Genomic DNA, 14,095 nt, shown 5'->3' with positions numbered 1-14,095 from the left:
ACGTATTCTCCCCGATGCGCACGGAGCCGCCCTAGCTGTTTTCGCCCGATCGGAGCATGATCGAGGCGAGGAGCGCCACCATGGTCGAGCATTTCGACGTACTGATCGTCGGGGCCGGTCTGTCGGGCGTGGGGGCCGCCTATCGGCTGCAGACCGAGCATCCCGAGAAGACGTTCGCCGTGCTCGAAGCCAGGCAGCACCTCGGCGGCACCTGGGACCTGTACCGCTACCCCGGCGTGCGCAGCGATTCGGACATGTTCACCCTCGGCTTCCCGTTCCGCCCCTGGCGGCGACCCGAAGTCATCGCCGACGGCGCGACGATCCTCGGCTACCTCGAGGAGGCAGCCCGCGATTACGGCCTCGACGAGCGCATCCGTTACGGACTTCACGTGGAGCGCGCATCGTGGTCGTCGAATGCTGCCCTCTGGTCGGTCACAGCCCGCTCCGGCCCCGACACACTCCACTTCACCTGCCGCTTCCTCTATCTCTGCACCGGTTATTACAGCTACGACGGCGGCTATCGCCCGGATTTCGCCGGGATCGACGAGTTCGCGGGCCCGGTCATCCACCCGCAGGAGTGGCCTGCCGGGCTCGACTTTCGCGACCGGTCGGTCGTCGTCATCGGGAGCGGCGCGACCGCGGTCAGCCTGGTTCCCGCGCTGGCTGCCGGTGGCGCGAAGGTCACGCTGTTGCAGCGTTCGCCGAGCTACATCGTGTCGTTGCCCGCATCCGACCGGTTCGCGGATTCGTTGCGTCGCGTCCTGCCCGCAGCCGCGGCGAACGGCATCGCCCGCTTCATGCATCTCTCGCAGAGCCAGGGCTTCTACCTGTTCTCGCGTCGGTTCCCGCGGCCGGCGACCTGGTGGCTGATCAACGGAGCACGGGCACGCGTCGGTGGCGGCGCGTCGATCGAGCGCGATTTCACGCCCCGGTACAAGCCCTGGGACCAGCGCCTGTGCGTGGCTCCCGACGGCGATCTTTTCGCGGTGCTGCGGACCGGCGGGGCGACGATCGTGACCGATGAGGTGAGCCGGTTCACCGCATCCGGAATCGAGCTCGCCTCGGGTCGCCACCTCGACGCGGACATCGTCGTCACCGCGACCGGATTGCGACTGGTCGCCTGCGGGAACATCGAACTCGAGGTGGACGGCGTGCGGGTGAACCCGGCCGAGCGAGTCGTCTACAAGGGTCTGATGCTCGCCGGCGTGCCGAACCTGGCCTGGTGCGTCGGGTACACGAACGCGTCGTGGACGCTTCGTGCGGACCTGTCGTCGCGGTACGTGTGCCGGCTCCTGGCCTATCTCGACCGGTCCGGGTACGACGCGGCGGTGCCCCTCGCACCGGAGGACAACGGGGTTCGCCGGCCGATTCTCGACCTGACCTCCGGATACATCCGGAGGGCGGCGAGTGTGCTGCCGAAGCAGGCCGGCCGGGCACCCTGGGTGCTCCGGCAGAACTACCTGCGGGACCGCGCGACCATGCGTTGGAGCCGCGTCACGACCGGGATGCGGTTCGCGCGTCGCGGGCGCGGGACGCGAGGCGATGCCGTGCCCATGGATGGGTCGGTTTCTGCTGGTTCGGAGCGGGTGGACTAGCGGACGACGAGTGCTCCGTCGACGCGACGCGGTATCCCGAGCGGGTTCGCGTCGAGGAGAGCATCGGGTAACACACGTTCCGGTGCATCCTGGTAGACGATCGGTCGCTGGAACCGTCGCGTCGCCGTCGCACCGACCGAGGTGTGCTGGGATGTCGTGGCGGGCCACGGGCCGCCGTGGTGCTGCGACCAGGTGACTGCCACGCCTGTCGGCCATCCCGCGAAGAGCAGGCGTCCCGCGCGTTCCCCGAGCACCGCGACGAGCTCTTCGATGTCGTCCTCCGGCTCGGCGTGAATGGTCGCAGTCAGCGAGCCCTCCAGCGCAGCCAGGTGTGATGGGAGGTCATCCACGGAGTCTGGATAGCGCACCAGCAGCGTGGCCGGACCGAACACCTCGGCCGTCAAGGCTTCTCGATATCGAGCGTCGGCGAAGACTTCCAGCCCGGCGGCGTACACCACCGGCCGGGGCTCCTGGCTTTCCGCCGGCCCGGCACCGGCGACCAGCTCGACGCCGGGAATCGCCGCCAGTTGCTCGGTCCCGTCACGGAAGGCGGCGTCGATCGAATCGGTCAGGAGTCGGTGCGCGGATTCCCCGACGTGCGCGGCGAGCGCAACTTCGAGAACGGAGTCCTCCGGCACGAGGACCAGTCCCGGCTTGGTGCACAACTGCCCCGAACTTCCCTGGAACGACGTTGCGAGACCTTCCGCGAGAACGGCGCCCCGTGCGCGGTCGGCAGCTGCTGTCACGACGACGGGGTTGAGGCTTCCGAGTTCGCCGAAGAACGGGATCGGGTCGGGTCGCTGCGCTGCGCGGTCGTAGAGCGCACGCCCGCCGGCCACCGATCCGGTAAACGAGCCGGCGGCGATGAGTGGATGCTCGATGAGCGCGATTCCCGCCTCGCGCCCGGACACCAGGCTGAACGTGCCCTGTGGCGCTCCCGCAGCGGACAGAGCGGCGGTCACGAGCTCGGCAGTGCGCTCAGAGAGTTCCCGGTGGCCCGAATGCGCTTTGACGACGACCGGCGCACCGACGGCGAGCGCGGCGGCCGTGTCGCCTCCGGCGACGGAGAAGGCGAAGGGAAAGTTCGACGCAGCGAAGATCGCGACCGGGCCGATGGGACGAAGGATCCGGCGCAGGTCCGGCTTCGGCGGAGTCGCGCCGGCGTCCGCATGGTCGATGACCGCTTCGAGGTAGGAGCCTTCCTCGATCACATCGGCGAACATCCGCAGCTGCCCGCTGGTCCGCGCGACCTCGCCGCGGAGCCTGGGTTCCGTCAGGCCGGTCTCACGCCCGGCAATTCCCACGAGCTCGTCGACGTTCCTGTCGAGTTCCTCCGCAACGGAACGCAGCCATCCGGCCCGTTCACGGGCGGACGCTGCCGCAGTCGCGGTGAAGGCACCGGCCGCCGCGCGCGCCGCGCGGTCGACGTCTGCAGTGGTCGAGTCTGTCATTACCTGTGCTCCATTCCATGGTCGGTGGCTTCGGGCTCACCGAAACTGCAGTCCGAGGCCCACTCCGGGTCCCCCGGAGACCGTGCCGTGGAGCACGACCAGCCCGGACGGCCCCGTGAGCGCTCCGAGTTCTTCGAAGCGTGCGTCCTCGACGATCTCGATACGGGTGGGCTTCTCCCCCGCGAACGCGACTTGCGCCGAAAGCTCCGGGAGCAGGTGGAACGCGAGCTCGGCTCCCGCCTGCTGCACGCGGCGGGCGATCCCGAGAGCGGGCGTGATGCCGCCGACCCGGATGATGTTCGGCTGGAGCACGTCGGCCGCGCCCGCGTCGAGGTACTCCTCGAAACGGCTCAGGGTGTGGATGTTCTCCCCGACGGCGATGCGCACACCGGTCCGTCGCTTCAGTTCGCGGTGGCCGGCGAGGTCTTCGGCCCGCAGCGGCTCCTCGAGCCATGCGATCTCGAACGGCTCGAAGGCCGATACCGCCTGGACGGCGCGGTCGAGGTCCCAGCGTTGATTCGCGTCGACCATCAGGTCACGGCGCGGCCCGATGATCTCCCTGACCGCGCGCAGACGATCGATGTCCTCGGCCAGGTCGGGTTTGCCGACCTTCACCTTGACGCCGGAGTAGCCCGCCTCCACCCAGCGGTTCGCCTGGGCGACGAGCTCGTCGAGGGAATAGTGCAGGTTGACGCCGCTCCCGTAGGTCGGCAGCGAGGGATGGCGACGGCCAAGGGTCTCCGCGAGACCGCGGCCGGCGCGCTGGGCGACCAGGTCCCAGAGCGCGAGATCGAGACCCGCGAGCGCGATCGTCGTGACCCCGGCGCCGCCCGCCTCGTGCAGGTGCTCCCAGGCAGCGTTCCACCAGCTCGGCTCGGCCGGCCGGCCGCGCGCGAACGGACCGAGGTCGGCGTCGATGAGTGCCTGCACTGCGGAGCCGCCGATGGTCGGCGTCCAGGAGAACCCGTGTCCGCGCGCGCCGGTGTCGTCGACGACGACCACTTCGATCACGCGGATGTCAGTGACCTCCGGACCCCACGGCCGGGTGAGCGGGATGAGCACCAGACGAGTGTTCACTTGGACGATGGACGGGACGGTCACAGCAGTTCCCGGCCGGAAGCGAGGATCTCGCGCAGGCGTTCCTCCTGCGTGGGGGTCGGATCGGTGAGTGGCGCGCGCACCCCACCGACCGGCATTCCGGCCAGCCGCAGACCGGTCTTGATGAGCGAGACCGCGAAGCCCGGGGTCTCGTCGCGAAGTCGGACGAGAGGCACGAAGAAGCCGTCGAGCAGTTCGCGTTGACGCTGGTCGTCGTGCTGGCGGTACGCGGTGTGGAACGCCGTCGCGAGGTCAGGGGCCATGGCGAACACCGCGGACGAGTAGAGCGGCACCCCGATGGCCCGATAAGCCGCCTGGCTCAGTTCCGCGGTCAACAGGCCGTTGAAGTACTGGAGTTCGCGACCCACTCGGGAGGCGGCCAGCACGAATCGCTGCATGAGCGCGATGTCACCGACTCCGTCCTTGATGCCCACGACCTTCTCGATGGCGGCGAGCCTCTCGACCGAATCCTCGGTCAGCGCGGCATTGGCACGGTGATAGACGATCAGCGGAAGCGCGGTCTCTGCAGCGATCGCTTCGACGTAGGCGACGAGTCCGGCCTGTGGTCCGTGGACCAGATAGGGCGGTAGGACGAGGAGGCCGTCCGCGCCGGCGTCGGCCGCCACTCGCGCGCTGTGGCGCGCGTGCCCGAGCGGCCCGCCGGCGCCGGCCAGAACAGGTACGCGCCCAGCCGTCGCAGTCACCGCGGCGGAGACGACGGAAGAGACTTCGTCGACGGACAGCGCGTGGTACTCCCCCGTACCGCAGGCGGCGAATACACCCGCGGCTCCCGCGTCGACACCCTCTGAGATGTGCTGGGCCAGGACCTCGCGTTCCACGCGGTCGTGCCGGTCGAACGGTGTGACGGGGAAGAACAGAACCCCATCGCCGAAAGCGATTCGCGTCATTTCCGGGCCTCTCCGCCGACTCCTGCCGGTTCGCCGAGACGGCCAGGTTGCTCGACGAGTTGCGTGCGCCAGCTTCGACGCGCCCGCCATCCCAGGAGGCGTGCGGCGCGCTCGCTCGAGAACACCGGATCGGCCGCCCCGAGGCCCGCCGCGAGCGGGCCGATACCGGGTACGAGGCGCGTCAGCGCTTCACCGACCGGCTCGCGTACGAGCGAATCGGCTGCACCGACGAAGAACACCGTGCCGTTGGGGATGGTGTCGGCCTGAGCCAGCCAGGCAAGGACGAACTCGCCGGCGTCGCGCGCATCCACATAGTTGAAGAGAGAGACCGCCGCGAGGTTCGGGTCGTCGAGCCGCTCACGGATCGTGTGGCCCTGCTGGGTCGGAGCGCCCTGCCACTCTTCCGGCGAGATGACGTAGCACGGGCGGAAGACGCCGATCCGAACCTCGGCGCTCGAACGCACCGTCGCCGCGACCATCTCCTCGATCGCGACTTTGGCGAGAGCGTAGGCATTCCAGGGGGCGAGCGGATGGCTCTCGTCGATCGGAAGTGCGCTCGGCTTCCAACCGCGCGGTGAGTTGTAGCCGATCACCGTCGGACTGCTCGAGAGCAGCACGGAAGCGACTCCAGTAGCCTGCGCGGCCTGGATGACGGCGAAGGCGAGCGACGTGTTGGTTCGGAAGGTCACTTCCTCCGGCGCGCTGAACGGCACGGCGATGCCTGCGAGGTGCACGATCCCGTCGGGTCGGTGACGTACCAGGAGAGTGCGCACCGATGATGCGTCTGAGAGGTCGGCGACTACCTGAAGGGCGGGTAGCCCGGCCACCTGGACCCGGTCGACGGAGATGACCTCATGGCCGGCGGCAGCAAGAACCTCGACGACGCTGCGGCCGAGGCGCCCTGCGCCTCCGGTGACGAGATAGCGGCTCATCGCTGCCCCTCCCCGAGCGCGACGGCACCCGCTCCGAGGTCGAGGTCCGAGGTGCGAATCGCGGATCCGGTCGCGAGCGAGATGTTGCCGGCGAGGCCGACGGCCATCGAACGCACCCCGTCGAGCCACGAGGCGGAACGGCCCAGCTCGTCGTGACCGTCATCGCCGTACAGTTCGCGCAGCAATTGGCTGTCGCCGCCCCCATGGCCGCCCTCGGCCTCGGGGATCGGGATTTCGTGTGCACCGCCCCAGTGGCCTTGCACCACAAGATGCTCAGCTACCGGGCGGCCGCTCTCGCGCGCGACGTCCTCGGGGCGAGCGCTCGGATCGACGACCGGTCGGCCACCCTCGCCGACGAGGACGGCGCCGCGCTCGACGACGGTCAGCTCGGCGCGCCCGGCGGTGCCGTTGACGGCTACGGTGTAGCCCTCCCACGGCGCGTGCGCATTGAGGGAATACGACATCGACGCACCGCGCGAATAGTCGACCACCAGGGAGAGATTGTCCTCGATCGTGATCCCTGAATCGAAGACGTCGCGGTCGCGCAGGTAGCCGTCGTGGTCCTCCTGCTCGAAGTACAGTTCACGCAGCGCCCGGTCTTCGCGCAGATCGAGGCTGAACGCATCCCGGAGCGGGGAGTCGATGGATCCGCGCGCCGGACGCTCCCGGAGACCGCGGCGCGCTGCGTTCTCGGCGCCGTAGAAACGCAGGCCGCCGCTCGCGAACACGCGGGTCGGAGAGTCCGCAAGCCACCAGTTCACGAGGTCGAAGTGATGGGACGACTTGTGGATGAGCAGGCCACCGGAATTGTTCTTGTCGCGGTGCCAGCGGCGAAAGTAGTCGGCACCGTGCGCTGTGTCGAGCAGCCATTCGAAGTGGACTGACGTGACATCGCCGATCGCGCCGGATTCGATGACCCGTCGGAGTTCGGTGTTGCGCGGCGAGTACCGGTAGTTGAAGGTGACGGTCACCGAACGGCCCGTTCGCGCGACGGCGTCGGCGATCTTGCGTACGCCCTCTTCGTTCGTCGTGAGGGGCTTCTCGACGATCGCGTCCGCTCCGGCTTCGAGCGCTGCCACCACATAGTCGGCGTGGGTGAAGTCGGGCGAAGTGATGATGACACGGTCCACGTCGAGGTCGGTGACCACTGCTCCCAGCTCGGACGGCTGGAAGCGCGCGGGCGCGGGCGCGCCCGCCTCGGCGAGATGCCGTTCGTACCAGTCCAGGCGACCCCGGTTGGTGTCGGTCCAGGCGACGATTTCGGCAACGTCGCTGTGCGGACCGACGATCGCGTCCAGGTGCAGCTGGGCACGGGATCCGGTACCGATGAGGACATAGCGGATGCGACGATTCATGACTGTCTTTCGATTACTTGATGCCGGTGGTTGCGATGCCCTTGACCAGATAGCGCTGGCCGAGCAGGAAGGCGATGAAGAGGGGGACGAGTGAGAGGACGGACATCGCGAACATCCCGCCGTAGTCCGATGTCGATTGCTGGTCCACGAAGCCCTTGAGCGCAACAGAGACCGGGAAGACGCTGGTCGTTCGCAGGTAGATGAGCGGCCCGAAGAAGTCGCCCCACGTCCAGATGAACGTGAAGATGGCGGTCGTCGCCAGGGCCGGGACCATCAGCGGCAGCGTGACCTGAACGAATGAGCGCAGATGTCCCGCTCCGTCGATACGCGCCGCTTCGAAGATCTCGTTCGGGAGCGCGCGGATGAACTGCACCATCAGGAAGACGAAGAAGGCATCCGCAGCCAGGAACTTCGGAACGATCAAGGGGAGGAACGTGCCGAGCCAGCCCAGCTCTTTGAAGATGATGAACTGCGGCACGAGCACGACATGGATCGGGAGCATGATCGTGCCGAGCATGAGCACGAAGAACAGTGTGCGAAAGCGGAAGTTCAGTCGCGCGAACGCATACGCGGCCAGCGAGCACGAGATCAGGTTGCCGATGATCGCGCCGACCACGATGATCGAGGAGTTCAGGAGGAACAGGCTGAACGGGGCGCCCTGGGAGCTCCATCCCTTGACGTAATTGTCGAGGGTCAGGTTGTTGGTGAAGATGCTGATGTTCGTGAAGATCTCACCGTTCGGCTTGAACGACGAGACCACGAGCCAGATCAGCGGGTAGATCATGACGACCGACAGTGTGATCAGGCCGGCATGCTTGAGCACGGAGATCGTGCTGCGCCGTGCCCGACGCCGCGGCGGGCGCGCGACGGCATCCGGGTTCGAGGGAGCACGCGGCGACGGCGCCGGCGGCGCGGCTGCGGGCGCTTGCTTGACAGTGGTCATCTCGCTGAGCCTTTCTGCGAGGGTCGGATCGGTTCTGTCGGGGCTGGATCAGTCGTCATAGAAGACCCAGAACCGTGAGAGCCAGAAGTTGAGGCCGGTGAAGGCGGCGATGATCACAAGCAGGAACCACGCCATGGCCGACGCGTAGCCCATGTGCAGTTGCGTGAAGGCCTGCTGGTACAGGTACAGGGTGAAGAACATCGTCGAGTCGGATGGCCCACCGCTGCCTCCGGAGACGATGTACGCCTGCGTGAACGACTGGAACGCGAAGATCACTTGCAGGACGAGGTTGAAGAAGATGATCGGCGTGAGCAGGGGGAAGGTGATAGAGAAGAACTGCCGAAGCCTGCCCGCCCCGTCCATCTGCGCCGCCTCGTAGTACATGTCCGGGATCTGGCGCAGGCCCGCGAGGAAGATCACCATCGGCGACCCGAACGTCCAGATGTGGAGGATGATCAGCGTTCCGAGTGCGGTGTTGGGGTCGGAGATCCAACCGGGTCCGTCGATGCCGAACCAGGCGAGGAATCCATTGACGATCCCGTCTTTGCCGAACACCTGCGTCCAGAGGATGGCGATGGCGACCGAGCCGCCCAGCAGGCTCGGCAGGTAGAAGATCGACCGGTAGAACGAGAGGCCGCGCATACCCTTGTCGAGCAGGATCGCGATGACGAGCGCGATCACCAGCTGCAGCGGTACCCCGACGATCACATAGGTGAACGTGACGCGGAGCGAGTTCCACAGCCGTTCATCGCTGAACATCTGCGTGAAGTTGTCCAGGCCGATCCAGCGCGGCGGCTGAAGAAGGTTGTACCGCGTGAACGCCAGGTACAGCGAGTACAGCATCGGTCCGATCGTGAACACGATCAGCCCGACCAACCAGGGCGCGAGAAACGCGTACCCCGCCTTGTTGTCGGTGAACCGGGTCTTGACCCTGGGCCCGCGGCGACGCGCGCTGAGCGCAACGTTTCGCAATTCACCCAAACTGCTCACGGGGACCTCCTCGTCTGCCGCGCCTTCATTCAGAGAAAGCGGTTTCACCTAATCCATGGAATTGTGCCCGGATATGCGCAGGTTGTCAAACTTTCCGTTTCACGGGCGCGGTAGTGTGAACTGCCCGGACAATGCAAGTAAGGACGAGGGGAAACCGACGATGGCACGACGATCCGGATCCACGACGATCTCCGAAGTCGCCCTGCGCGCCGGCGTCTCGCCTGCGACCGTGTCCCGCGTCATGAATGGTCGTTTCGGTGGTGAGGACGAAGTCGCAGAGCGCGTCCGCGCGGCAGCTCGCGACCTCGCCTACGCACCGAGCCAGCTCGCCCGCGCGCTTGCCCTCGGGCAGACGAAGGCGGTCGCCTTCCTCGTCCCCGACCTTGCGAACCCGACGTTCCAGGCCGTCCTCTCCGGCTTCAGCAAGACCGCCGCGCGCGACGGTTATCGCGCTCTCGTCGCCGACTCCGCGGAGTCCCCGGACGACGAGTCCCTCCTGGCGACGGAGCTCCGCAGGCGAAGCGATGCGATCGTGCTGTGCGCCCCCCGGATGCCGGAGGATGAACTCGTCGCTCTGGCCAAGACCCTCCAGCCACTCGTGCTCATCAACCGCCCGAGTCCCCTGATTTCCGCGCCATCACTGTCCATCGACTACCAGGCGGGCATCCAGGACATCGCCCGCTACCTCTTCGAATTGGGTCACCGGAAGTTCGCGCTCGTGCAGGGCCCGGAGCAGAGCGTGTCCAATTCGCTCCGCCTTCGGGGATTCGATGAGTTCCGCAGAAGCGCGCGTGGAGTGTCGGTTCACAACGTATCGGCCGGCGCCGGGCTGGATGACGGTTTCGCTGCGGCATCGGCCGTTCGGGCGTCGGGCGCGACAGCCGCTGTCGCGTTCAACGACCTCGTCGCGATCGGCCTCATCAACGGTCTTGCCGAGCTCGGAGTCAAGGTTCCGGAGGACATGTCCGTGACCGGATTCGACGACATCCCGTTCGCCCGATTCTGCGCACCGACGCTCACGACGGCCTCCGTGCCGCATCGGGAACTCGGCGTCGAAGCATGGCAACGGCTCCACTCCCTCATCCTCGACGAGCAGCCCGCGCACAACCTTCTGTTCCAGCCGCGCCTCGAGATCCGCGACTCGGCGACCGCCGTAACCGCCTGAAAGCAGCGTTGACAGGCATCGCCTCCGCTGCTATTTTACGTGAAAGCGGTTTCTCGAAAATCCGCTTCGAGTGGCCGGGAAGCCGCGCGAAACGGGAAATCATCCATATTCCCTGCAGGCGCCGCACCGTCGAGGTCGGCCGAAGATCACATGAAATGAGGCGCAATGTTGCGTAAGAAACGATTGCTCACAGGAGCTGCCCTCAGCACCGTCGTGGCAGCATCCCTGATGTTGAGCGGGTGCTCGGGCGGGAGTGGCGGGTCGGCCGAACCGACCGCCTCGTACGACCCGCACCAGAAAGTGACACTCCACGTCTCGTGGTGGGGCAACGACACCCGCTCCGCGATCATGTCGAAGGTCATCGGCATGTTCGAGAAGAAATACCCGCAGATCTCGGTCGTGCCGGAGCCCGTCGGCGCTCCCGACGACCTCTTCAACCGCCTGTCCACCGACTTCGCGTCGGGTACGGCGCCGGATGTGTTCGCGCTCGGCGGCTCGAAGCCGCAGGACTACGGGGCGGCAGGTTCTCTGCTCGATCTCTCGACAGTGGAGCCGTACCTCTCCACGAAGGAATACCCGGCCTCGGCGCTGACCAGTTCCACGGTCGACGGCAAGCTCTACGGCCTGCCCACCGGTGGCAACGCGATCGGGCTCCTGATCAACGAGGATCTCTTCACGAAGGCAGGAGTCCCCCTGCCCACGTCGTCGTGGACCTGGGACGACTTCGTCTCCGCTGCCGACGACATCTCACAGAATGCCGGCAACGGCGTGGTCGGACTCGACCTGCGCGTGCAGGACGTCCTCGGGACGTATGTCGCTCAGGGCAACAAGCTCGGCATCTACACCGCCAAGGGCAAGCTCGCGGTCAAGGCTCCGACCATCCAGAAGTGGTACGACCTGGAGAAGAAGCTCATCAAGGGTGGCGGCCTACCCGATCCGTCGGTCATCGTGCAGCACTGGAACGTGACGCCCGACCGTTCACTCTTCGGAACCGGCAAGGCTGCGATGAGCTTCGCCTACAGCAACCAGCTGGCGGCATACAGCGCGGGGACGAACGGCGCGAAGATCGAGATCGTCCAACCGCCGACCGACACGTCGAGCACAGGGGTCTCGGTGCTTCCGTCACAGTTCTGGGCGATCGCGGCCGGCACCAAGTACCCGGCACAGTCGGCCCTGCTGGTGAACTTCCTGCTGAACAACAAGGACTCGGCGAAGGTGATCCTCGCGGACCGCGGCCTCCCGTTCAACCCCGAGATCCTGTCGGTGGTCAAGCCGCTGCTGAACGAGACGGATGCGGCATCCGCCAAGTATCTCGAGGATGCTCTGAAGGTCGGCGTCGTCTCACCCCCGCAGCCGGCGGGTGGCGCGATCCTCAACGACCTCTCCCAGCGCACGGAGTCGGACATCCTGTTCGGCAAGACGTCCTCCCAGAAGGGCTCCGAGAGTTGGATCAGCCAGTTGCAGCAGTCGCTGGCGACGGACGGCTGACCAGCAGGTTCGCAGTGGGCGGCCCCTCAGGGGTCGCCCACTTTCTCTTTTCGCAAGGATGAATCCCATGACTTCCGTTGATCGCTCGCGACTCGTCGCCCGGCACGGCGTACGGCTCGGCCGGCTGGAACCCGAGTCGCCGCTCACCGTCGGGAACGGCGACTTCTGCTTCACGGTCGACCCGACCGGGCTGCAGACCTTTCCGGACGCCTATCCGGTCGAATCGCGGTACGGCGAGCCTGCGGGCACCCTTCTCGGCACGATGAGCCAGTGGGGCTGGCACTCCTCCCCGGGCCGGGTGGAACTCGAGTCGACGATGCGCGAATACGCGAGTCCGCACGGCCCCGCCCTCTACGCAGACCTCGGCGGATCGCTCAGCGCAGACGCAGCATCCGGGCAGAGCCGTCAAGAGGAATGGCTGAGGAACAACCCGCATCGCCTCGACCTCGGTCGCATCGGCCTGTGGCTGGGCGGCACAACGCCGACCGTTTCGTCATTGACGGAGATCGATCAGCAGCTGGACCTTGCGCGGGGGCTGATCACGAGCGCGTTCCGCCTGCAGGACCGGCCCTTCCGCGTGCAGACCGCCGCCCATCCAGCACGGGACGCCATCGGAATCCGGATCGAGGGCTCGGGCGTGCGCGGGCTGAGGTTCGCTTTCCCCTACGGATCTGAAGCGTGGGGAAACGCGGCGGACTGGACCCGGCCCGATGCCCACCGCAGCGAGGTTCAACGCACGAGCGACGGCTGGCTCATAGAACGCCGCCTGGATGAGGCCGCCTACACTCTGTCCATTACGGCGCCGGGCGCAGAGCTGGCCGGCGTCGCCCCGCACGAGTACGTTCTCGAGGCACCCAACGACACCGGGGCATGGGATGTCGTGGTGGAGTTCTTGCCGGCGGTTCCCGTCGCCGCCACGGTCACGTCACCACTCACGACCAACTCCGTGTTCTCGGCGAGCGACAGGCATTGGACGCGGTTCTGGGAGGACGGCGGCGCGATCGAACTCGCCGACAGCGACGATCCACGCGCGGGCGAACTCGAACGCCGGATCGTGCTGTCCCAGTACGCGACGGCGCTGACCGCTGGTAGCCTTCCTCCCGCCGAAACCGGGCTGATGGTGAATTCGTGGCGCGGCAAGTTCCACCTCGAAATGCACCTCTGGCATCACGGGTGGCTCGCACCCTGGGGACGGCCCCAACTGCTCGAACGGTCGTTGCCCTGGTATGAGACGATCCTGGATCGTGCTCGGGAGACGGCTCGCGGTCAGGGTCTGCCCGGTGCCCGCTGGCCTAAACAGGTCGGGCCCGAAGGAATCGAGGCGCCGAGCCCGATCGGGCCGTTCCTGATCTGGCAGCAGCCGCATCCCATCCATCTCGCCGAATTGCTGTATCGCGCTCGCCCCAACCGGGAGACCCTCGATCGGTGGGCCGCCATCGTTTTCGACACCGCCGAATTCATGGCGGCGTATGCCGCCGTCGATGCCGCGGGGCAATCTCCCCGCTTCAGCCTTGGCCCCCCTCTCGTTCCCGCGCAGGAGTCGTACGCCGACACCCGCGCGACGGCGTCCGATCCCACTTTCGAACTGGTCTACTGGTCGTGGGCGCTCGACGTCGCCGCACGGTGGCGGACGCGACTCGGCCTGACCGTGCCCGATCGCTGGCGCGATGTGGCTTCGAAGCTCGCGCCCCTTCCCGTGCGCGACGGGTGCTACGCCGCTCTCTCGACGCCGCCCTATCTCGTCCGCGACGACCATCCGAGCATGCTGGCCGCCCTCGGTGTCGTGCCCAGGACTCCTCTCGTCGACCCAGCGACCATGCGGCGCACGCTCGACGACGTGCTGCGCGACTGGGACTGGGATTCGGCGTGGGGTTGGGACTTTCCGATGGCAGCGATGACGGCGACACGGCTCGGCGAACCCGCCCTGGCGGTCGACTGCCTGCTCATGGAGCGACCGAAGAACACGTATCTCGCCAATGGTCACAACCGCCAGAACGCCTCTCTGCCGATCTACCTGCCCGGCAACGGCGGCCTGCTGCTGGCGACCGGACTCATGGCTGCAGGCTTCGACGGTTCGTCGCCGACCCCCGGGTTCGGAACGGGCTGGCGCGTTCGCCACGACGGGATCTCGCCCCTGCCGTGACGGCCCGAGGGTCGGCGTGGCGCCGGG

At 67.1% G+C, this 14,095-nt stretch carries 11 protein-coding genes; 4 read left to right on the top strand and 7 right to left on the bottom strand.

The features are described from left to right. Positions 1-80: 80 nt before the first annotated feature. Positions 81-1,595 carry a flavin-containing monooxygenase gene (locus tag AAYO93_RS01360; RefSeq protein WP_345763235.1) on the top strand — a complete coding sequence of 505 codons (1,515 nt, stop codon included), beginning with the start codon at positions 81-83 and terminating at the stop codon, positions 1,593-1,595. On the opposite strand, the gene AAYO93_RS01355 is transcribed toward AAYO93_RS01360, so the two are convergent. The 7 genes from AAYO93_RS01355 to AAYO93_RS01325 are packed head-to-tail and all read right to left on the bottom strand — an operon-like array spanning position 1,592 to position 9,272. Continuing rightward, entirely contained in the window at positions 1,592-3,046 is a 1,455-nt protein-coding gene (locus tag AAYO93_RS01355; RefSeq protein WP_345763234.1) for an aldehyde dehydrogenase (NADP(+)), read from the bottom strand. The genes AAYO93_RS01360 and AAYO93_RS01355 overlap by 4 nt on opposite strands. Positions 3,047-3,082: 36 nt before the next feature. Then, entirely contained in the window at positions 3,083-4,123 is a 1,041-nt protein-coding gene (locus AAYO93_RS01350) for a mandelate racemase/muconate lactonizing enzyme family protein (RefSeq protein ID WP_345763233.1), read from the bottom strand. Between the two features lie 20 nt (positions 4,124-4,143). Then, the gene (locus AAYO93_RS01345; protein WP_434056662.1) at positions 4,144-5,052 is read right to left on the bottom strand and encodes a 5-dehydro-4-deoxyglucarate dehydratase; all 909 of its coding nucleotides are present in this window, start codon (positions 5,050-5,052) and stop codon (positions 4,144-4,146) included. Next, a complete protein-coding gene (locus AAYO93_RS01340) occupies positions 5,049-5,984 on the bottom strand; it encodes an NAD-dependent epimerase/dehydratase family protein (RefSeq protein ID WP_345763232.1) in 936 nt (311 codons plus the stop codon). Before AAYO93_RS01340 ends, AAYO93_RS01345 begins: the two co-directional genes overlap by 4 nt. Further along, the gene (locus AAYO93_RS01335) at positions 5,981-7,339 is read right to left on the bottom strand and encodes a Gfo/Idh/MocA family protein (RefSeq protein ID WP_345763231.1); all 1,359 of its coding nucleotides are present in this window, start codon (positions 7,337-7,339) and stop codon (positions 5,981-5,983) included. Before AAYO93_RS01335 ends, AAYO93_RS01340 begins: the two co-directional genes overlap by 4 nt. Positions 7,340-7,352: 13 nt before the next feature. After that, positions 7,353-8,282, bottom strand: a complete 930-nt coding sequence (locus AAYO93_RS01330) for a carbohydrate ABC transporter permease (RefSeq protein ID WP_345763230.1) — start codon at positions 8,280-8,282, stop codon at positions 7,353-7,355. Positions 8,283-8,330: 48 nt separating this feature from the next. Beyond that, positions 8,331-9,272: a carbohydrate ABC transporter permease gene (locus AAYO93_RS01325; protein WP_345763229.1), complete on the bottom strand. Its 942-nt coding sequence runs from the start codon at positions 9,270-9,272 to the stop codon at positions 8,331-8,333. A 160-nt stretch (positions 9,273-9,432) separates the two neighbouring features. On the opposite strand from AAYO93_RS01325, the gene AAYO93_RS01320 reads away from it, so the two are divergent. From AAYO93_RS01320 to AAYO93_RS01310, 3 genes are all read left to right on the top strand, one after another. After that, complete coding sequence (locus AAYO93_RS01320; protein ID WP_345763228.1) at positions 9,433-10,437, top strand: LacI family DNA-binding transcriptional regulator; 1,005 nt, start codon at positions 9,433-9,435, stop codon at positions 10,435-10,437. Positions 10,438-10,602: 165 nt separating this feature from the next. After that, a complete protein-coding gene (locus tag AAYO93_RS01315) occupies positions 10,603-11,925 on the top strand; it encodes an ABC transporter substrate-binding protein (RefSeq protein ID WP_345763227.1) in 1,323 nt (440 codons plus the stop codon). Positions 11,926-11,992: 67 nt separating this feature from the next. Further along, a complete protein-coding gene (locus AAYO93_RS01310) occupies positions 11,993-14,068 on the top strand; it encodes a hypothetical protein (protein WP_345763226.1) in 2,076 nt (691 codons plus the stop codon). The last annotated feature ends 27 nt before the right edge of the window (positions 14,069-14,095 follow it).

Source organism: Diaminobutyricibacter sp. McL0608, assembly GCF_039613825.1.
GTDB lineage: Bacteria > Actinomycetota > Actinomycetes > Actinomycetales > Microbacteriaceae > Diaminobutyricibacter.
This window is presented reverse-complemented; position numbering and strand designations above follow the sequence as displayed.

Bases quoted from the DNA above. Each gene is read 5' to 3' on its own strand.
- AAYO93_RS01320 (WP_345763228.1), top strand. From the start codon at position 9,433: ATGGCACGACGATCCGGATCCACGACGATCTCCGAAGTCGCCCTGCGC.
- AAYO93_RS01335 (WP_345763231.1), bottom strand. From the start codon at position 7,339: ATGAATCGTCGCATCCGCTATGTCCTCATCGGTACCGGATCCCGTGCC.
- AAYO93_RS01345 (WP_434056662.1), bottom strand. From the start codon at position 5,052: ATGACGCGAATCGCTTTCGGCGATGGGGTTCTGTTCTTCCCCGTCACA.
- AAYO93_RS01330 (WP_345763230.1), bottom strand. From the start codon at position 8,282: ATGACCACTGTCAAGCAAGCGCCCGCAGCCGCGCCGCCGGCGCCGTCG.
- AAYO93_RS01340 (WP_345763232.1), bottom strand. From the start codon at position 5,984: ATGAGCCGCTATCTCGTCACCGGAGGCGCAGGGCGCCTCGGCCGCAGC.
- AAYO93_RS01310 (WP_345763226.1), top strand. From the start codon at position 11,993: ATGACTTCCGTTGATCGCTCGCGACTCGTCGCCCGGCACGGCGTACGG.
- AAYO93_RS01360 (WP_345763235.1), top strand. From the start codon at position 81: ATGGTCGAGCATTTCGACGTACTGATCGTCGGGGCCGGTCTGTCGGGC.
- AAYO93_RS01315 (WP_345763227.1), top strand. From the start codon at position 10,603: ATGTTGCGTAAGAAACGATTGCTCACAGGAGCTGCCCTCAGCACCGTC.
- AAYO93_RS01355 (WP_345763234.1), bottom strand. From the start codon at position 3,046: ATGACAGACTCGACCACTGCAGACGTCGACCGCGCGGCGCGCGCGGCG.